13 protein-coding genes are annotated in these 20311 nt (G+C 38.5%); 9 read left to right on the top strand and 4 right to left on the bottom strand.

Annotation, left to right across the window (positions count from 1 at the left end; all coding sequences use genetic code 11):
- Nucleotides 1-404 precede the first annotated feature (404 nt).
- Both BQ2683_RS04380 and BQ2683_RS04375 read right to left on the bottom strand, forming a co-directional pair.
- Nucleotides 405-4052 (bottom strand): putative Ig domain-containing protein, encoded by a 3648-nt coding sequence (locus BQ2683_RS04380; protein WP_069987538.1) that lies wholly within the window; start codon nucleotides 4050-4052, stop codon nucleotides 405-407.
- A gap of 203 nt (nucleotides 4053-4255) precedes the next feature.
- On the bottom strand, nucleotides 4256-5308 hold the full coding sequence (locus tag BQ2683_RS04375; RefSeq protein WP_069987537.1) for an AraC family transcriptional regulator: 1053 nt from the start codon (nucleotides 5306-5308) through the stop codon (nucleotides 4256-4258).
- Nucleotides 5309-6199: 891 nt separating this feature from the next.
- Between BQ2683_RS04375 and BQ2683_RS04370 the strand changes: the two genes are divergently transcribed.
- Nucleotides 6200-7867, top strand: coding sequence for an FAD-dependent oxidoreductase (locus BQ2683_RS04370; protein ID WP_069987536.1), 1668 nt, complete (start codon nucleotides 6200-6202; stop codon nucleotides 7865-7867).
- 777 nt (nucleotides 7868-8644) lie between these two features.
- Nucleotides 8645-9175, top strand: coding sequence for a dihydrofolate reductase family protein (locus tag BQ2683_RS04365; RefSeq protein WP_069987535.1), 531 nt, complete (start codon nucleotides 8645-8647; stop codon nucleotides 9173-9175).
- 145 nt (nucleotides 9176-9320) lie between these two features.
- Here BQ2683_RS04365 and BQ2683_RS04360 read toward each other — a convergent pair whose 3' ends face one another.
- Nucleotides 9321-10289 carry a hypothetical protein gene (locus tag BQ2683_RS04360; RefSeq protein ID WP_069987534.1) on the bottom strand — a complete coding sequence of 323 codons (969 nt, stop codon included), beginning with the start codon at nucleotides 10287-10289 and terminating at the stop codon, nucleotides 9321-9323.
- 225 nt (nucleotides 10290-10514) lie between these two features.
- On the opposite strand from BQ2683_RS04360, the gene BQ2683_RS04355 reads away from it, so the two are divergent.
- Entirely contained in the window at nucleotides 10515-11636 is a 1122-nt protein-coding gene (locus tag BQ2683_RS04355; RefSeq protein WP_069987533.1) for an AraC family transcriptional regulator, read from the top strand.
- A 514-nt stretch (nucleotides 11637-12150) separates the two neighbouring features.
- Here the strand turns inward: BQ2683_RS04355 and BQ2683_RS04350 are convergent.
- On the bottom strand, nucleotides 12151-13755 hold the full coding sequence (locus BQ2683_RS04350; RefSeq protein ID WP_069987532.1) for a peptidoglycan D,D-transpeptidase FtsI family protein: 1605 nt from the start codon (nucleotides 13753-13755) through the stop codon (nucleotides 12151-12153).
- A gap of 216 nt (nucleotides 13756-13971) precedes the next feature.
- Between BQ2683_RS04350 and guaA the strand changes: the two genes are divergently transcribed.
- From guaA to BQ2683_RS04320, 6 genes are all read left to right on the top strand, one after another.
- Nucleotides 13972-15504, top strand: coding sequence for a glutamine-hydrolyzing GMP synthase (guaA, locus tag BQ2683_RS04345; RefSeq protein ID WP_069987531.1), 1533 nt, complete (start codon nucleotides 13972-13974; stop codon nucleotides 15502-15504).
- A gap of 4 nt (nucleotides 15505-15508) precedes the next feature.
- Nucleotides 15509-15952 (top strand): SRA domain-containing endonuclease, encoded by a 444-nt coding sequence (locus BQ2683_RS04340; RefSeq protein WP_069987530.1) that lies wholly within the window; start codon nucleotides 15509-15511, stop codon nucleotides 15950-15952.
- Nucleotides 15953-16085: 133 nt separating this feature from the next.
- The gene (locus BQ2683_RS04335; RefSeq protein ID WP_069987529.1) at nucleotides 16086-16523 is read left to right on the top strand and encodes a hypothetical protein; all 438 of its coding nucleotides are present in this window, start codon (nucleotides 16086-16088) and stop codon (nucleotides 16521-16523) included.
- A gap of 83 nt (nucleotides 16524-16606) precedes the next feature.
- Nucleotides 16607-17236: a CatB-related O-acetyltransferase gene (locus BQ2683_RS04330; protein WP_069987528.1), complete on the top strand. Its 630-nt coding sequence runs from the start codon at nucleotides 16607-16609 to the stop codon at nucleotides 17234-17236.
- 449 nt (nucleotides 17237-17685) lie between these two features.
- On the top strand, nucleotides 17686-18621 hold the full coding sequence (locus tag BQ2683_RS04325) for a DMT family transporter (protein ID WP_069987527.1): 936 nt from the start codon (nucleotides 17686-17688) through the stop codon (nucleotides 18619-18621).
- 38 nt (nucleotides 18622-18659) lie between these two features.
- Nucleotides 18660-19988 (top strand): MATE family efflux transporter, encoded by a 1329-nt coding sequence (locus tag BQ2683_RS04320; RefSeq protein ID WP_069987526.1) that lies wholly within the window; start codon nucleotides 18660-18662, stop codon nucleotides 19986-19988.
- Nucleotides 19989-20311: the final 323 nt, after the last annotated feature.

Below are 20311 nucleotides of genomic sequence, written 5' to 3'. Positions count from 1 at the left end.
CCTTGTACAGCCACTTTGATTCTCCTTTAACGCAGGGAATACGATACGTTTTTTTGACGTATAGGCTCCGAGTTGGCCTCCAACTACAATCACCAGGGCACTTCCAGCAACGGCCCCTCTCTATTGGGATTGGCATGTTGGTTTTTCTCATCTCAGCCAGTTTTTTTATTGGGCTCCGCCCTTTTTGGTACAATGTACTTCGCAACGCAGCAAAAATATCATCCGATATTTCACTTCGTTTTATTACGATACTTTTCTTACCTTATTATATCGGAATATCTCCCCTTTGTCAACTTATTATCCGCGATAAAGCTGTTTTATCCTAATAGAAAAAGAAAAATATCAGAACCCCCCGCAACTGCAGAGGGTTCTGACCAAAGGATATTGGTATTGAGGATATCAAATTAGTTGGTTTCCTTTTTGCGGAGAGCTACTACTGCCGCAGATGCCAATGCTAATACTGCGATACCCACAGCTGGTACTACATCACCAGTTTTTACTGATTTTACAGCATTGTTGCTGGTTGTTACTTGACCGGTCTGGGTTCCCTGCACAGCATTATTCTGTTTGGTGGATTCTCCATTATCAACCGCTACCAAACCATTCATCGCTGCTTTTACCGCATCAACAGCCGCATCCACCTGTTTCTGTGTTGCGCTGTCATCCGCCAGCACCGCGTTTGCTGCTGCAACAGCTGTTTTTAATGCCTGATAGCTTTCCTGGGTATAGAGGTTTGCCTCTATATTGTTTGCCTGTGATACCGTAGATTCCAAAATGGATTTGTCCGCCTTTAACCTTAAATTTAACATTGCATTTAACAGGTTCTCCTCCACTGGTTGGATTTCCTGTTCCATCGCGTTGTCCTTATCCGCAAGCAAATCTTTCGCCGCAGCCAATGCTTCTTTTAATTCCGCCTGGCCTGCTTCTACGTATTTGCTTAAGTCAAACCCTTTTGCGGTTTCAACCAGTTTTTCTAAAGAGGTAACATCCCCTTTGACAAAGCCCAGTTTGTGGATTTCGTTTAACAACGCTTGCCAGGCTGTATCTACTTCCTTTTGGGTTGCAGCATTGTTATCCGCCACTGCTTTGGCTTGTTCCAATGCTGCGTTAAAGGTTTTTTGAACGTCTGCAATTACCTTGTTAAACTCTGGAGAAGCTTTTTGCGCTTCAGCATATTCAATGACTTGATTCAAAATAGATTTATTTGCAGTAACTGGTGTGATTTCAGCGGAACCCGCTGGATTCCCAGCACCACCTTTTAAAACATAATCCTCGGTAGTCACGATTACTTTGGAACCAATGGCATCGCCACCCTGTTTTGGATCATTAAAGAGGGATTTTGCATCACCGCCGATACTTTCCAGATGCGCTACAGAAATAGTGCCTACACCGGTAATACCATCTCCGCCATCTCCTTCATAGCCATGGCCGCCCAAAGCAACCAATTTGCCTTGTCCAGAAACTTCCCCATTATTCAATACAACACCATTTCCGCCAACACGTGCTGGAGCGTAATCTCCGCCGCCCTGTGCTGTCAACACAGAACCTTCTGGGATTACCAGTTCACCGTTTACAACCAATGCATCCTGTCCAGCCAGGACAGAATCACCAGGTTCCCCTGTAATCGTATTATTGCCTAAAGCGGTAACAGTCCCATTTACAATTACAACTGCCGGAGCATCCGGTTTATCAGAACCATCGGTCAGGTAACGGCCATGGGAATTTACTGTAGCGTTTTTCAGTACACTGCCATCATTTAAGGTCAAACTGTCAACCAATGCAGCGTAGTTGGACATTGAGAAAGTACCCCCATTCACCACTACACCACCATAAGCCACAGAATCTTTCAGGGTTAAGGAACCGCCTTTTTCTACAATGATCTGAATACTGCTATAGAATTTTATGTTTTCAAATACCACGTCACATCCTGCTGGAATGGTCAGGGTATCGGTTGCGTAACCCTGATTATTCCCTAAAGTGGCGTATAAACCGGATTCATGGGAGCCGTAAATTTCCTTTAAATTTATCGGAACAACAGCATTGCCGCTTTGGGAAATTTCATAAGGTTCAATATCCCAGGAAGTGATGGATGGATTCAGGGCATCAAAGCGTTCCTGTAAAGTTTTATCATCTTGGTAGATTCTCAAATCAACGGTATTACTGGTTGCTATCTGAACATCATTGGTCACTGTTACAGAAACCTGGTATATTCCCTGTTTTTCTGGTGTGCCGCTTACCACAACACTGTCAAACAGATAGCTGGCACGCATACCGCTTCCTTCTGGAGAAAGGGATACTGAGATTTTCGCATTTGGATTAGCCTGGCTGTAATCGTAGTAGTTGACTTGATCACCGTTTTCATCTGTTACAAAAACATCCAGATAGTTTTGATAACCACTTTGCCCCACTGTAACAGCATCCAATGTTCCTTCCAAAGAAACAGAAATGTTCTGTTTTGCTTCAAAAGAAACCGTTTTGGTTACAGGCTGGTCGCCATCCGCGGTTGCGATAACAGAAACAGTATAACTGCCTGGCTTTCCCGCTTTCCCGCTTACAACCACCTGGTTGTCCTGAACAGCCGCGGTAATGCCAGAACCTTCTGGTGTGACACTGGCTTGTACAGTGGCATTGTCTTTATTGGTACCATACAGTTCCACATTTAGTGTTTGGTTATATTCTGTCCCAACAATGGCGTTTTGTAGTGTTTCTGGGGCCAGGTTCATTCCCAAAGCAATGTGTGAAGGCTGTTCTGTCCCAATATTTTCAGGTTCTACTGTAGTTCCTGTATATACTGCGGAACCATTGTTTTCAATTTTACCAGTTTCAAAAGTACAATCTTTGCAGATGATTGTGCCATTGTTCACCGGTGTTTGTACAAAGGTACAGTTTTCAAAGGTAACATTTGCCCCTTGCTCTATTACAACTGGCTGTGTTGTATTAAAAATCAGGTCTTTTACCAATACATTGACGCCGGAAGCAAAACGGAGTGTCCCATCACTGCTATCCTTGATGGTACGCAGTTTGGCCTGATCCGCAAAAAAGTTCTTTTCCCAGCCAAGTAATTTTGATACTGGCTGCTGAATTACTGCTTCTCCTAAGCTGGTTAAATCAGCGCTGACTTTAACGGTTGTTGCTGTGCCAGCCCAAGCCAGATAATCGCTAAAATCATAGCTGTTGTCGTCAATGATATATTCGGTTTCCGCAATCGCCTGCAATGCTATTGTTTTAGAAACCGGGGAGTCCCCCTCTGCAGTCGCGGTAATGGTAACAGTGTATTCGCCGGATTGTTCCGGTGTGCCGGAGATTGCAACGGTGTTACCTGCCACATTCGCTGTCAAACCAGAACCTTCTGGCGTGATTTGCGCCTGTACAGTGGCGTTGTCTTTGTTTGTACCGGATAGTGTAACAGCCAGCTGCTGGTTATAAGCAGATCCTACCATTGCGTAAGGCAATGTATCCGGAGCAACCTCTATATCCAATGGGGTATGGGATGGCTGCGCGATATTTTCCGGTTCCTCTGTTGTACCGGTATAAGAAGCGGAACCATTGTTTTCAATTTTACCAGTTTCAAAAGTACAATCTTCGCAGATGATTGTGCCGTTGTTCACCGGTGTTTGTACAAAAGTACAGTTTTCAAAGGTAACATTTGCGCCTTTTTCTACTACCACTGGCTGTGCGGTATCAAATATCAAATCCCTTACCAACACATCAACGCCTTCGGCAAAACGGAGTGTTCCATCCTGTTTGTCTTTAATGGTGCGTACAGAGGGGACATCCTCAAAAAAGTTTTTGGTCCAGCCTAACAGTTGGGTGACTGGCTGTTGAATTACAGTTTCCCCTAAGCCTGTTAAGTTAGCGCTGATTTTGATGATATTGGCATCCCCTGCGCCTGCTAAATAATCGTCCATGTCAAAACTGCTATCATTGATAATATATTCTTTATCCGCATCGGCGGCGAAAGCAGTAGTGAATGGGATTGCACACAGTGCTAAAATGCACGCCAACAAAAAGCTAAGCACCCTAGCGCTGTTTTTTAAAGTTTTCTGGTTCATAGCTCCTCCTTCCATAAACCACAAAGAAATTAATTAAGTTAGGTTTAACTAACTTTTGTGAGAAAAACAAAGCGTTGTCAAACGCCTGTTAGTTAGTTTCAACTAACAATATAGCAGTATAGCAAACTGGAGTCAGTTTGTCAAGTAATATTTTCCAAAACAAGGGCTTATCTTCCCCATCTTTGGAAAATAAGCCCTTGTAATTAATGATATTGGTTTTCCACTGTCTGTTTCCGATATTCCTGAGGTGAGATACCCAACTGCTTTTTAAAAAATTTATAAAAATAGCTGGTGTCGCTATATCCAATTATTTCAGTAATTTTTTCAATGGGAAGCATAGAGTTTTGCAAATAACGTTTTGCCACCTCTAGGCGATACTGGGACACCAAGTCAGAAAAGCTGGAGCCTGTCTTCCGTTTGATCCACCGAGAAAGGTATCCAGTAGAATAATGGAACGCTTCCGCTACTTTGTCCAGAGTTACATCCGAATAGTTTAATTTAATATAAGAAATTACATCGGTTAATGTTCTATTTTGTACGTACTTTTGGATGTTATGTTCAATCTCCGTTTGGTGCAGCCGGGATAAAATCGCGAATAACGCCACAAAATAGGAATCTACAACCTGTTCATAATACAATTTTTGCTCACAGTTCTCTAAAATCAAACTAAATAGCAAATCTTGGATTTCCAGGTTATTGGCGAAAATCATATAATTATTTTCTTGATGGTGTCCATAAATACTATCCAAAAAGAAATTTAAAAATAACTTATTACCAGAAAGTAAATTAACTAAAATCTGTTCCACATAGGATTTCCGCAATAAAATATTAAATACAATATCCTCACGATGTACCGTGTAGGGAAGATGTGCCGCATATGGATTCATCAAAATCAAATGACCGTCTGTAGCAACTAGCTTGTTGCCATCTGGAAATTCGTTGATAAATTCCCCCTGGTACACATATGCTATCTCATAAAAGTCATGTTTGTGGGGCAGCATGTTTGGTGGTACATTCTGTGGTAAATCCTTTGGGGTACGGTGTACAGTGATCTCTACATTGCTTCCATCGCGAAAATGATTTGCCTCGGTAAATATCTGTACCCCATGTTCGATGGAAGGTTTCATGTGAAAAGCCTCCTTTGCCCGTGGAGACTGCGCCCTTTTTTGTTCCAATAAATCAATTAACATCTCAGCAGTAATCATGGTTTTATAAATTCTCCTCATCCAACCTTGCCCGAAATATGGTTTTACCATTGTTTTCCCCTTGGTAAAATCTATTATAGCACAAATAGCGGAATACAGACAATTTTTTATTTTTCTTTATATTGCTTTATCTATTATATTCAAAATAATTCTTTGTTTGGCTAAGGGCAGGATATAAAATTTTTCGGGGAACTGTAATGGCTGGCCGTTACGGGAATATAAGATAACATCTAAGACAATGGAATCAGCAGAAGTTTTTAGTCCATTGATGATTTTAATCAGGCTTTCACATCGTGGAAAGGATACGTCCCGTTCCTCCGTTGATATATAGTTTATGGATAAATCGACTTTTTCAGCAAACTGCTCCTATGTTAATCCAAGTTCTTGCCTGCGTTCTTTCATTCGTTTTCCAACTCTCTTATCAAGCATATGAAACATCTGCTTTCTATCATTTATTTAATAAAAAGTGCGTATGCACACTATTTTACTTCAAATTATGATAAAAATAATTTATCATAACCTTGTTTGAATATCGAAAACTTTCCCCTAAATTGTTTTACAATTGAAAATATCCGTTATTGTTATTTTTGTTCCAATTTTAACTGTTGTTTTTAAGGAATCCGGTTGCATAGGATTTGGACATTTTTAAAAATATCCATTTCCAGTACTACATGTTTTGTGCCTCGTTTATTTTAACATACCAGCCTTATCACCGATAAATTTTAATAAAAAATTTAGTGATTTTATAAGAAACAATTCCTGCAAACCTATTGTCTCGTTTTTCATGTTTTATATAGTAGACGCTTACCAATACGCCGAATTTTAAAAAAGATGATGTATTCTCACAATAATTCCTTAGCTATGTGACGTAGTTACAGAGCAAAAAGGAAAAATAGAATATAATTAGTACAACAACCTATAGAAAGGGCAAGGTAGAAAAATATGAAAATATGTATTGTTGGCGGCGTTGCAGGGGGAGCTGGGGCAGCTACCAAATTACGCCGTTTGGATGAGCAGGCGGAGATTATTTTATTTGAAAAAGGGGAAGATATTTCTTACGCAAACTGTGGGTTGCCATACTATATTGGCGGGGGAATTAAAAAAAAAAAGGCGGTATTTGTTACTCCTCCCGCGCTGTTGCGGAAGCGTTTCCACATTGACGTACGCATATCGAGCGAGGTAACCCAAATCCATCCACAAGAAAAGGTAATCCAGATAAGGAACCATCTAACTGGCGAAAGTTATACCGAAACCTATGATAAGCTGATTCTATCCCCAGGGGCGTCCCCTAAAAAATTCTCTATTGAAGGGATTGACTTACCAGGTATTTTTACTGTACGCAATGTACGGAACACTCTAGAAATTGATGAATATATCCAAAAAAATCAAGTAAATTCCTGCGTTGTGGCAGGTGGAGGATTCATCGGGGTAGAAATGGCGGAAAATCTCCGTTTACGTGGGATGGAGGTTACATTGGTGGAATTTACCAACCAGATTATGGCACCACTGGATCGGGAAATGGCAAATATCCTCCATCAGGAGATCATCTCAAAAGGAGTAAATTTAAAATTGGGTACCGGCGTCAGCAAATTAGAATCCCAATCCGATCATAGTTTGATAGTTTCTCTTACCGATCAGTCGCAAATCCATTGCGGTATGGTAGTTCTGGCTATGGGGGTAACACCAGAAAACGGTTTAGCCCAACAAGCTGGATTAAAGCTCTCTGTGGGCAATAGCATCCAAGTAAATGAGTTTTTCCAAACATCCAATCCGGATATTTATGCGGTTGGGGATGCCATTGCGGTTACTCATGGTGTCAGTGGGAAAGAGGCGTTGATCTCTTTGGCGGGACCGGCAAACCGACAGGGCAGAAGTGTTGCCGCCAATGTATTGGGCCAGCACCAAACCAACGGAAAAATCGCCTACGGCAGTTCTGTAGTAAAAGTATTCGACCTAATTGCAGCTTCTGTTGGTTTGAATGAAAAGCAGTTGGCTATATCCAATCAGAACTATCTTAAAACCTATGTGCATCCATTTTCCCACGCAACATATTATCCCGGTGCAACCCAGATCAGCATGAAAATGCTGTTTGCTCCAGATGGCAAAATCCTTGGGGCACAAGCTGTTGGGGCTGAAAATGTGGAAAAACAGATTGACGTCATCGCCACTGTGATGAAGTTTGGGGGAACCGTATACGATTTGGAGGAACTAGAACTTTGTTATGCACCACCATTTAACTCCGCTAAAAGCCCTGTAAATATGCTGGGATTCACCGCAGCTAATATTTTAAAAGGGGAAATGCCGGTATTCTATGCAGAACAGATCCCACAAATTGATCAGGAAAATTCTATTTTTGTAGATGTAAGCACTCCACCAGAAGTTTTGATGGGGACAATCCCAAATGCAATCAATATTCCACTGGATGAACTCCGGGAACGTCTCAGTGAACTGGATCCAAATAAAAAAATTTATGTCACCTGCCGTGTAGGTCTGCGGGGGAATATCGCAACCAGAATTTTGCTGCAACATGGCTTTGATGTTTATAACCTGAGCGGCGGATATAAAACTTATCGTCTGGTAAATACAACATTTTCCCAGGAAAATCCGTAAACAAAGACCGTTTCCATACAGACTCCTTCAATTACGATTGATACCTATGATTTAAATTATCCTGATCTAATCCAAAAATTTTCCAACAAATGAATCAATCGCATCCAAGAGTCTCGTTAATCGGAAAAACAAATGCTCCTTCATAACGAATCTACAGGTTTGGTACGAACAGACAAACAATACCTTTTTATCCGCATAAAATCAACATGGACTATAAAAAAGGCTATCAACCTGTTCTTTTCCAAATAAACTAGAATAAACATACCGCCAGAAGATACTGGCGGTATGTTGTGAATAAAACAAAAATAAATTCGATAAACTAAAATTTGTTTTTATTGCTGATTTTGTGGAAAAAGTAGAAATTATTTCTTATTAAACGGATTACTAAATGGTTAACAGCAAAAATTCTGTATGTTCTTACAAATTGAAAAATAATATCGAAAAAATAGTTACAGAATGGATAGTATAAATTTCTATATATTCCCTTTTTAAAAGAAAATATCGCAAACAGGTCATGAAATGTCACAATATTACCAGAAATATGTCAAATTGAAACATTGCATAAACCAAAAAAAGATGGTATGATATAGTCAACAAATCAATTAATTGATTTGTCTTATCTTCTTTTCTTTTTCTCTTTTTCTCTTTTTTTATTTCTGGCAGGGATTGAAAAATCTCTGCCGAATTTTTTTGCCCAAAACGCAATATACATCGCAATAACCAGACATGCTAGGTAAAATAGCAATTTTCCCTTGTAGATGGATTTGAGGTAGCACTATGAAAAAAGTAATTTTATTTATCGCAATTAGTTTAGATGGATATATTGCCGATGGTAACGGACAAGTCGATTGGTTAAATGGGCAAGACCCCACTTCCATACCGGATAGTAACTATGATGAATTTATGAAAACTATTGATACCGTTGTGTTAGGTTGGAATACTTATCATCAAATTGTAACAGAACTTTCTCCTAATCAATGGGTCTATAATGGAATATCTAGTTTTGTTGTAACCCATAAAAAATTAATATCTACCAGTGAAATCCAGTTTGTCAACGAAAATCCCTGTGAGTTAGTCACCAGGTTAAAACAGCAAAGAGGGAAAAATATCTGGATTTGTGGTGGTGCAAACCTGGCACAACAGTTGATTCGTGAAAATTTAATTGACCAATTTTATATCTCGGTTATTCCCATCCTTCTGGGAAAAGGAGTCCCTCTTTTTGGACAAATGGAACAGGCACTTCCGCTCAAATTAATCAAAACCCAAACCAGTAACGGCATTACAGGTCTCATTTACGAACGCCGTTGAAAACAACTGTTATTCCAAGTATCATTTCCAGTCAAACAGTAGTCTAATTTTATATTTTCTCTGTAAATTAATATTATTTCATTAAAAGCAGTCAAGACCACCAGTTCGATCAGTGGATTGCACAGCCTCTATAAGGGATACTAAATTATATTGTTGCATCACACGTACACTTGTAAATGAGCCTATTTTTATTCGTTATTTTTCGTACAATATTTCCCTTTTCGGCTCGTATAAAACTCGCTATTATGATTGTTGTACTATTCTTTTTTCCCTCACGAAAGCTAGGAAGCTTTTCTAGATCGAAAGATATCATATAAGATTTTCCGGTAGTTGCCGGTTTATAAGATTCACTAGTACCGTATTTCCAGAATGCGAAGATTACAGTACCGTCATCCGTTGCGGTATAGTTTAAGCATGGGTTTCCATTTTCATCGAATGAAACCTGGTCCGTTAAATCGGTTAAGGAATTTTCATCCAATGTAATGGCGTCATCCACACAGTTCCCAACCTGCATTTGCCTTGTGCCCACTTTTTTCGCGGAGATTACTTTTACTAAAGTTTGTTTGGTTGTTTCTCCTGGCAATTCACAGGTTGGTAATGCACCGTTAAAAGATTCGCCTGCTGCCAAATCAATTGTTTTATAGCCCAGCTCCTGAGAAGCTTTATCTTCATCTGGAGTGATATTAACTAGGTTAGAAGTAGCCCAATGGGTACCACCTGTCATACTAAAGCCCATCCCCAGTTCTGCACAGGTTTTGGCTACTAGATGGGAGTCATGGATCCATTCTTCAGAACCCCATGCGTATCGTTCATTGTCTAAATATTTGGACTCATCCAAAGTGACAAATTCAATTCCCCCAAATCCAGCGTCATATAACTCGTGGACAGATTCAATAATCGTCTGGTCAGTGTGACTACCTTCTGCCATCCACCAACGAGCATATAATTTGTGGGTCATTTCCGGATTTTCAAACCGGTTTTCCATTTTCTGAGCGAATTCATCTGTTTCTACAGCTGAAACAATTCCAGTGGAAGAAACAGTTGCGGCAGCTAACATGGATAAACAAATAGAAGCCGCGATAATCCGCTTTAAAGTACTTTTACTTTTCCTCATTGTGCTTTCTCCTTTGCAACAAATTTAGTTGGAATTTAAATCCTCTTACAGGATACCACAAGGAACTAGAGGAATATAGCATAATTTATGATTCAATCAGTACATTTTTTATGATATACCATGTCAATACAATAGATTGTTAATTGTGCAAAATAACTAAATAAATCGTTGACATAGGGAAAAATAGAATTTATAATGAGGTATAAAAGAAAGGGGAGAGGCTAGATGGAAACTTCTTTGCATAAAAAGTTTGGGGAACTGTTGGAAGAAATGCGGCAATCGCCAGATATTTGTGAGCATCGTACCAACCGGATTAGTGACCGAAAAAAGATCGATTTAGACCTTAGCCAGTTTGAAGTTCCACCAGAGGATATACAAGAGTTTTGCAAAGAAAGAAAGTGGAATCCGATTCCAACCAAACGGCGTTTTTTATCCGAACAAAAATATTTTTTGCCGAACCAAAACATAGGTGTGGTGTTGGATTGTGTTTCTAGATGGGAAGGGCTAGCGATTACATCGGAAAGCCAGCGGTTTTTAAATTCAAAAGATATATTTTACCATCCGACCCATTACCATGAGTTTTTTGAGCTAACCTATCTTTACTCTGGTACTTGTTATTGTTATATGGCTGGAAATGAATACCGAATGAAAGCCGGACAATTTTGGATTTATAATTCCCAAATCAAACATGGAATGTGCATTGTAGGGCGGGATACGAACCTAATTAATATCTTAATTCGAAAAACAATCTTTGAACAAACTGTTGTACCTATGTTGAAAGAAAATAAGATGTTTTTGGATTTCTTTTTAGAATCAATTTATAATTTTAAAGAAGGGCCCAGCTGCTTACAATTTGAGGTGCCACAGGAAAGCTCTGGCCAGTACTGTCTTTATAAATTGACTCAGGAATTTGTAAAAGATGATATGTATTCCCAACAAATCATGTTGTTTTCCCTTTGTTCTTTATTGATGGAGCTCAGCCGGCAATATGCTCAAGTTGTTGACCAGCAGCCAGAGAAAATTTCTAGGGAATTGACCATAGAACAGGTCATTAGTTACCTCAATGATAACTACGCTGCCGCTACTTTAAAATCTACTGCCACTTTTTTTAATTATTCTTCCGAATATATTTCCCGATTAATTTCCCGCAAAACAGGAAAGTCTTTTTCAGAATGGCGTCTGGAAATTCAAATGCAGCATGCGTCGGAACTGCTGTCAAAAAGCCATTTACCAATTGATTTGATTTCCCAGCAAATTGGCTACTCAGAACGTCGAGCATTTGACTACGCTTTTAAAAAATATTTCCAAGTTACTCCGGCTCAGTACCGGAAAGAATTTTTTTCATAATAGATAAATAACGCCTTCCATTGTAATATAAAGTTGCAATGGAAGGCGTTTTATGATGATGTAGAAAATTAGAGAAGATTGGGGAAAAAACAAATATAGAATTTATCTTTTCCACTATTATGGTTAGATGAAGCTGTACTTGTATCAAATAAGGCCATATCTGTTTTGTAAACGAATGATTTGATCCTTTTAATCGAAAATAAACAACCAAAGTATACGAAACAAAATGATATTTGGTGAAACGATTTGCTTTATGCTAACGCATAACCATGTTATATTGGCTTTGTATGACAAAGTTTTCTATCTAAAAATAGATAGAAAACTTTTACGCCAGTGTACCAAAAAAGCGGGGTTTTATGTGAAAAGCCCAATGTAAACTCCAGATTTATTGTATCGTTTATTCTGATAAGAAGTAAAATTGTGCTATGTCTATGAATTGTACAAATTACTAATTAATGCGTAATTTTGATATTTTTTACAATTGTTTCAATATCATTTCTAATAGGTTAAAGCATTATTTTTGCTCATATAGGGTAATCGCATCCGCTAGTTTTGCGAAAATTGGACCAGCAGTATCGTTTCCAGAGGCCCCTTCTTCTACCAAAACTGTTATCACATATTTGGGGTCTTCTGCTGGAAAAAATCCGGTATACCAAGTTTGGCAGATTTCTACCCCGTTTTCATCATAGGTTCCAGTCTGTGCTGTTGCGGATTTTCCTCCAGCTGTTGTCAATTTTGGTTTTAGTTCCTCGGTATCCTGCCCCTTTAATGCTAGGATTAAATCTTCTTTTAAAATCGATGCGGTTTCTTCACTCATTACATAGGTAGGAGGTTGCGCCTGTGTAGGTTCTGTTAAATCTGTTCCATTTTCTGTAGTCCCTAAAATTAGGCTGGGTTGAACTAGTTTTCCCTGGTTGAGTACACTTAAAAGCAGTCCGCTTACCTGAAAAGAATTTGCGGTGAGTTTTCCTTGCCCAAATCCAAAGTTTGCCAATTCTGCTGGGTTTTTTAAGTCATCCGTAGAGGGGAGAGTCCCTTTGGCAGCAACAATCCCACTTGCCAGTTCTAATTCTTTTCCAAACCCCATATCGGATGCGGTTTGTAAGATGGCATTTCCACCTGTTTGTAGTGCTAGATTGATATAGTAAGGATTACAGGATTTCTCTAAAGCTTGTTGCATATTTAAAGATCCGTGTCCAGCTAGGTGGTGGCATTTGAATACTTGACCTTTTACGTCAATTTTACCTGGGCAAAAAAAGGAATAGTTTGGAGAGATTCCCTGTTCCAATGCGGTGGCAGCGGTGGCGATTTTAAAGGTAGAACCAACATTGTAGGTGTACAGGCTGCGGTTAATTAAGGGTTTATTCTCATCGTTGATACTGGCTGCTACGTCATTTTGGGAATAGGTTGGAAAGCTGGCGCAGGCAACGATTTGGGACGTTTTTACATCAAATACGGTAATTGCTCCTTTTGGAATGGATTGTCTCCCTATTTTTTGCGCTAATTCCTGGATGCCACGATCCAACGTGAGTACAACGCCGCCATCGGAATTTCCCTGGATGGTCTGTTCCATTTCTTTTCCTTTGATTAAATTTCCCGTCCCGTCCAACTGAAATGTTATCTGATAGTTGGAGGTGAAATTTTGCAATAATTCGTTGTAGGATTGTTCAATCCCACATACCGCTTCACCATCCCCGTTTAAATATCCAATTAGATGAGGAGCAATACCGTTATCCTGGTAACGTTCTGAAACAGGAAATACCTGAATGCTGGAATGATTGCTGGAAGCCTTTTTGGATTCCACTAAGAATGGTTTGCCCTGTTGAATTTGTTCCGCGATTTCTTCTCGTTTTAATTCCGGATTTAAGTCTAATACTTGTTGAATGCAAGAAGGGTCAGGGAACACAACAGCAACATATTTTGTGGTTTGATTTACCATATTGTTAAAATTTCGGTCATAAATTCCTCCCCGTTGGCTATTTAAGGTTAGGGTATAACTACTTTGCCTTTGTGCTGCCTGTGTCAAATCGGTAGAACTTGCAAGGTAAACAATCCTTGTAGCTAGGATAGAGCATAATAAAATAAAAATAATAAATAATTTGGTTGCCCGTTTTAGCATATGTTTTCACCTGCTTTGTTTTTTGTCTGTCCATCCAAATTTTCCTGGAATCCTTTTTATTTTCTTCCCAATTTGCTGATTCATACAGAGGTAACGAAAAATAGCTTGAAATTTGTGAAATTTATTTGTACAATAATAAATGATAGGATGGGAAATAGCAGGGAACCTGTTATTTTTTCAATCACCCAAAAATTTAGTGAAGAAAGGTAATTGAATATGGCACATCAAAAAGTATTGGTCATTGACTTTGGTGGACAGTATAACCAACTGATTGCCCGGCGCGTTCGTGAATGCGGTGTGTATTGTGAAGTGGAACCCTATACCAAAGGGCTTGCTGTTGCAAAACAAGAAAAACCAGTTGGTATTATTTTTACTGGCGGTCCAAATAGTGTTTATGAGGAGAACGCCCCTAAAATTGATAAGGAAATTTTTGAACTGGGAATCCCTGTGTTGGGGATTTGTTATGGTGCTCAGGTGATGGCCCATTTGATGGGAGGTACTGTTTCCAGCGCTACCATGCGGGAATACGGCAAAACCGAAACAAACTTTGATACTTCTTCGTTAATGTTCCAGGGATTATCCGAAAATATGATTACCTGGATGAGCCATACGGACTATATTTCCGGCTTGCCAGAAGGGTTCCGTGCTTCGGCACATACCAAAGAATGTCCTGTGGCTGCGATGGAAAATCCGGAAGCGAAACTGTATGCAGTACAATTCCATCCAGAGGTAATGCACACCGAAAACGGCACAAAAATGCTGCATAACTTTTTGTATCACGTTTGTGGTTGTGTTGGTGACTGGACCATGGGGGATTATGCGAAAACCGCAATCGAGGATATCCGTGCAAAAGTTGGCGATGGGAAAGTATTGTTGGCACTATCCGGAGGGGTGGATTCCTCTGTTTTGGCTGCATTGCTTTCTAAAGCGATTGGCCATCAGCTGACCTGTGTATTTGTAGACCATGGTTTAATGCGGAAAAACGAAGGGGACGAAGTAGAACAGGCTTTTGCTGATTGGGATTTGAACTTTATCCGTGTCAATGCAGAAGAGCGTTTTCTCTCCAAACTGGCTGGCGTGAGCGACCCAGAAACAAAACGGAAAACCATTGGAGAAGAATTTATCCGTGTATTTGAAGAAGAAGCCAAAAAAATTGGTGCAGTTGATTTCTTAGCACAGGGAACAATTTACCCAGATGTGATTGAATCCGGTACAGGGGATGCTGCTGTCATCAAGAGCCACCATAATGTAGGCGGTTTGCCGGACTATGTTGATTTTAAGGAAATTATCGAGCCATTGCGTCTGCTGTTTAAAGATGAAGTTCGCCAATTGGGGATAGAGTTAGGTCTTTCCGATGTATTGGTATGGCGTCAGCCATTCCCAGGCCCAGGGCTTGCAATCCGTGTTATTGGAGAAATCACCAAAGAAAAACTGGATATTTTACGGGATGCTGACTGGATTTTCCGGGAGGAAATTGCAAAAGCAGGTCTTGACCGGGATATCCATCAATATTTCGCTGTGCTGACATCCATGCGTTCTGTTGGCGTAATGGGGGATGGCAGAACTTATGATTATACCTTGGCCCTGCGTGGCGTTACAACTACTGATTTTATGACAGCTGATTTCGCAAGAATCCCTTATGACCTTCTTGCCACAATTTCCAGCCGTATTGTCAATGAAGTAAAAAATATCAACCGCGTTGTGTATGATATCACCACGAAGCCACCATCTACAATTGAGTGGGAATAATGTTATGTTACAATTAGAACAAGGACAAACATTTACAAATAGAGCTGAAATCAGTAAACTGTTGGGAGGAAATCCACAAAGTGGAATTACCTTGGCGACAAAAGGAAAAGCAATTCTTCTATTTAAAAATGAAGAAGAACTTTATTCTGATTATTTCTATCCAAGAGGTACTCATGATTATTGTATGTATACTGGCATAGGAAGAGTGGGCCATCAAGACAGTTTATCCAACAAAATGTATGATTTAAATATTGCTGTTTTGTCGCATAAAAAACAAAATACGCCGCTACTAATTTTTGAAAAGAAAAAAGGAAATTATCATTTTGTTGGAGAATATGAGTTAACAGAAACACATCAAAATGTTCAACCAGACGATAATAATTTTTTGCGTAGAGTTTTTGTGTTTCATCTAAGAAAAGTTTCAGATTTTATCAAATTAGATTTATAGAATTAATAAATCTCGCTGACGAATCAGTAAATGGCAATAAGATGAATTGCTTCTGATTACCTAGCGAGATTTTTTCTTTACATTTAAACATCAAAGCAATATAATGAAACCAATGATAGGAGAAATAGAAAAAATGATTGAAACCATTTTGGCATATGCTCTTTTATGGAAAGTAAATTTTATTCAAAAGGCATCATACGATGAGGCAGTAGATAGGCTTTTTCTTCAGTATGAAAATGATCCGTTATTGTTGGAATTGGAATGGAATTCGTATGATTGTGAGGAAAATTTGCAGCTTATTTATCAGTATATGTATGATAATCAATTAAGCTGTCAATATAATGCGTTTGGGAAGATATTGTTTCAGCTTTTAGAAAATATTTATTATAGTGGAATAAACAGTATTGAAGAATTTGGAAGGAAATCCTTTCAGTTATCTCGTCTATTTCCTGAACAAATTTTTCAAACAGAACCATTTTGGACGTTATCCTATGCTGATGATTGTTTAGCCTATGACGATGAAGCTCAAACGAGAGAGCTTTATGAAAAAGCGTTTCAATTTTATCAATAGTTAGATAGGAGTGGTAATGGTGAAAATTTGCATTGTATTATCTGGAATAGGGAACGAATAATTGAAAATTAGGAGGATATCAAATGACTATTCCAGATAAACAAATTTATCCCCGTACAGGAGACCAACAAACAATTTATTTGAAAAATGTAATTACCAACCCCAATATTATAGTTGGAGATTACACGATTTACAATGATTTTGTCCATGATCCAGTTATGTTTGAGCAGAATAATGTACTATATCACTATCCAATCAACAAAGACAAACTGATTATTGGAAAATTTTGTTCCATTGCTTGTGGAGTACGATTTTTGTTTAATAGCGCAAATCATACCCTATCTTCTTTATCCACCTATACATTTCCTCTTTTTTATGAGGAATGGGATTTGAAACAGCAAGATGTTGTTAATTCCTGGGATAATAAGGGCGATATTATAATTGGAAATGACGTTTGGATTGGTTATGAAGCAGTTATTTTATCCGGTGTTACCGTTGGGGATGGCGCAATTATAGGAACTCGTGCAGTGGTAACAAAAGATGTTCCACCATATACTATTGTTGGCGGTGTTCCTGCAAAACCAATTAAAAAACGGTTTTCAGAGGATACGATTGTTTCTTTGTTGAAAATCAAGTGGTGGGATTGGCCAAAAGAAAAAATTACAAACAATCTTTCTGCAATACAATCCGGCGACATCAAACAATTGAGATGATAGAATTGTCGATGCAACAATAAGGAAAAATCTTGGCTGTGAGATGGATAGTCTATATTTAAAGATATTGAAATTACTTATGGTAATTGGTGAGAAATAGTTAGCAAAAAGGCTTATGGAAAGTTCCATAAGCCTTTTTGTATATTGGTGTAAATTGAAAATATTTTGATTGTAACACAATAGGATAATCAGATTTCGGTTGTAAGAGAAGTTTTAATATGATAAAATTGAATGATATAAAAAAATAGTATTTGAAGTAAAAATCTAGCATAATGTAAGTGAATCTCCATTTTTCTACCTTACAATGAAGCTTATACAAATCAGTGTTATTTTACTTGTGTATATTGACATTATGATATAACATTAGATTCAATAGAACAGTAATGATCTTATTCCATTAAGATATTGTTACATCATAATAAAATAACTTATTAAAAAGGAGTATTTGAGTGAAGCCACAAAAATTATTACAAAAGCCTATTATAGTGGGAATATTAGCACTTATTTGTTGTGGGTTATGGGGGAGTGCCTTCCCTTGCATTAAAATTGGCTATCAATTATTAGAGATTCCTTCTGACGCTGTGGGGGATCAAATTGTATTTGCAGGCTATCGATTTGCGTTGGCAGGAGTTTTAACTATTTTATTGGGCAGTATATTGCAAAGAAAGCTGTTATTGCCTCGAAAACAAGCAGCTGGCAAAATATTTCATCTTTCTTTGTTACAGACGGTCATCCAGTATCTGTTTTTTTACATGGGATTGGCCCATACCAGCGGAGTAAAAGGGGCTATCATTGTAGGTACGAACAGCCTGTTGGCAATTTTAATTGCCAGCTTGCTATTCCGGCAGGAGAAATTAACTTTGCCAAAATTGATAGGGTGTATGGTAGGATTGATTGGAGTAATACTAGCAAATTTGAGTAGTGGTGGAATTGATTTTGATTTGAGCTTTCAAGGGGAGGGATTTGTTTTTATCTCGGCTATTTCCTATGCTTTTTCTTCTGTTTATTTGAAAAAATATTCGAAGGATGAAGATCCAGTAATGCTTAGCGGATACCAATTCCTGTTAGGTGGAATTATTTTAACCGGAACTGGTCTATGTATGGGTGGGCGTATTACAAATTTTCATTGGGATTCCAGCCTCATGCTCATTTATCTTGCATTTTTGTCCGCAGTTGCTTATTCTCTATGGGGAATTTTGTTAAAATATAATCCAGTATCCAAAGTGACCATTTATGGCTTCATGAATCCGGTTATCGGGGTTTTATTATCAGCTATATTGCTAGGCGAAGGGGAACAGGCATTTAGTCTTAAAAATATTTTCGCTTTGGTTTTGGTAAGTCTGGGAATATTTATTGTAAACCGTTTTCAATCCAAAACAGAATAATTGAATCGTGATAAAAAGAGACGATATGGAGGTTATCATTGAAGCATCACATTGAAAAAGAATTTACCTTTAAAGAACTGTTGGAGTTTGCTTTTCCAACCATGATTATGATGATTTTTATGTCATTATACACTATTGTGGATGGTTTTTTTGTTTCCCGTTTTGTTGGGGCAGAAGCTTTGTCAGCAGTAAATATTGTATATCCTTTGATTAGTATCAATATTGCAGTTGGCGTTATGTTTGCAACAGGGGGAAGCGCGGTTGTTGCCTGGACAATGGGACAGGGCAAGGAACATCAGGCGAAACGGTATTTTACTGGGTTGGTGATTGTTGCTTTTGTCTTATCAGTAATTATTGCGGTTTTAGTATTGTGCAATATGGACCGTTTGATTGAGTGGCTGGGGGCTGAAGGGGAGTTAAAGCAATATTGTAAAGATTATTTGTGGATTATGATGCTATACTCCCCTGTTTCCACGTTACAGTTGATGTTCCAGGATTTTCTGGTAGTGGCAAGCCGTCCTCATCTGGGATTAGGGCTTTCCATTGGTTCTGGTATATTCAATATGGTATTTGACTATTTGTTAATTGCGGTATTCCATATGGGTGTTCAAGGTGCCGCCTATGCTACCGTGGGAGGATATTTTGTTTCAGCAATTGGGGGAATCCTGTTTTTCCTGTTCCATAAGAAAGGGTTGAAATTTACAAAACCAGCATTTCCTATCAAAATGATTTTGAAGAGCTGTGCCAACGGCTCCTCCGAGATGGTCACCAACCTTTCTACCAGTATTACAACGGCATTGTTTAATTTTTATATGTTGCAATTCGCCGGTGCAAACGGTGTGGCTTCGATTACAACTGTGTTGTACTGCCAATTTTTAATGACCTCTATTTTTATTGGCTTTTCCATTGGTGTAGCACCGGTCATTTCTTACCATTATGGGGCACAAAATCAGACTTTTTTAAGAAAAGTATTAAAATGGTGCGTCCAGTTTATTTTAGTTTGTTCAGTAGCGATGTGGTTGCTTTCTCTATTGGGGGCGGATTTTGTGGCAAAAGTATTCTTTACATCAGGTACAGAAGCATACTCCTTAGCCGCGCATGGGCTGCGTTTATTTGGTGTTTCGTTCCTGTTCGCAGGGATTAATATCTTTGGGTCGGCAATGTTTACCGCTTTGGGAAATGGACTTATTTCCGCAGGAATTTCCTTTTCCAGAACATTGGGCTTTACCGTTATTGGAATAGTAGGGATGTCTTATATTTGGGGGATGGATGGGTTATGGTTCGCAGTACCGTTTGCGGAGTTGGTGACTATATTTGTTGTAATAATATGTGCGAGAAAATTAAAAACACAATATCATATTTTCTAGAAAAATAAAAATGAATAAGAGGACTGCCCTATAAAACGAGGATAAAAAATTCTTTTGGATGTTGATCCAATTGAATGGAAGTAAATTGTTTGAAAAGGCAGCTTTTTATCATACAATGCAAAATAAAGTTTGTGATAACATAGGAATTGTATTACAAATTATGTTGATATCAATGCAATCATTTTTGTGCTTAAAAGGAAACTTTTGTGTGAGTTTGCTTTTTTGCCTATACGAACCTTACATCAATAGGTATTCATGGATTTTATGTGAAATGCCAAAAGTTTTTTCACAATTATTTGTTATACTTAATAAATCGATATAAA

The organism is Massilioclostridium coli (genome assembly GCF_900095865.1).
Lineage (GTDB): Bacteria > Bacillota > Clostridia > Oscillospirales > Ruminococcaceae > Massilioclostridium > Massilioclostridium facile.
The sequence above is the reverse complement of the archived record's forward strand: the minus strand, read 5'-3'. Positions and strand labels throughout refer to the sequence as shown.

Excerpts from the sequence above, each read along its gene's own strand:
- BQ2683_RS04380 (WP_069987538.1), bottom strand. The coding sequence starts at position 4,052 with ATGAACCAGAAAACTTTAAAAAACAGCGCTAGGGTGCTTAGCTTTTTG.
- BQ2683_RS04375 (WP_069987537.1), bottom strand. The coding sequence starts at position 5,308 with ATGGTAAAACCATATTTCGGGCAAGGTTGGATGAGGAGAATTTATAAA.
- BQ2683_RS04370 (WP_069987536.1), top strand. The coding sequence starts at position 6,200 with ATGAAAATATGTATTGTTGGCGGCGTTGCAGGGGGAGCTGGGGCAGCT.
- BQ2683_RS04365 (WP_069987535.1), top strand. The coding sequence starts at position 8,645 with ATGAAAAAAGTAATTTTATTTATCGCAATTAGTTTAGATGGATATATT.
- BQ2683_RS04360 (WP_069987534.1), bottom strand. The coding sequence starts at position 10,289 with ATGAGGAAAAGTAAAAGTACTTTAAAGCGGATTATCGCGGCTTCTATT.
- BQ2683_RS04355 (WP_069987533.1), top strand. The coding sequence starts at position 10,515 with ATGGAAACTTCTTTGCATAAAAAGTTTGGGGAACTGTTGGAAGAAATG.
- BQ2683_RS04350 (WP_069987532.1), bottom strand. The coding sequence starts at position 13,755 with ATGCTAAAACGGGCAACCAAATTATTTATTATTTTTATTTTATTATGC.
- guaA (WP_069987531.1), top strand. The coding sequence starts at position 13,972 with ATGGCACATCAAAAAGTATTGGTCATTGACTTTGGTGGACAGTATAAC.
- BQ2683_RS04340 (WP_069987530.1), top strand. The coding sequence starts at position 15,509 with ATGTTACAATTAGAACAAGGACAAACATTTACAAATAGAGCTGAAATC.
- BQ2683_RS04335 (WP_069987529.1), top strand. The coding sequence starts at position 16,086 with ATGATTGAAACCATTTTGGCATATGCTCTTTTATGGAAAGTAAATTTT.
- BQ2683_RS04330 (WP_069987528.1), top strand. The coding sequence starts at position 16,607 with ATGACTATTCCAGATAAACAAATTTATCCCCGTACAGGAGACCAACAA.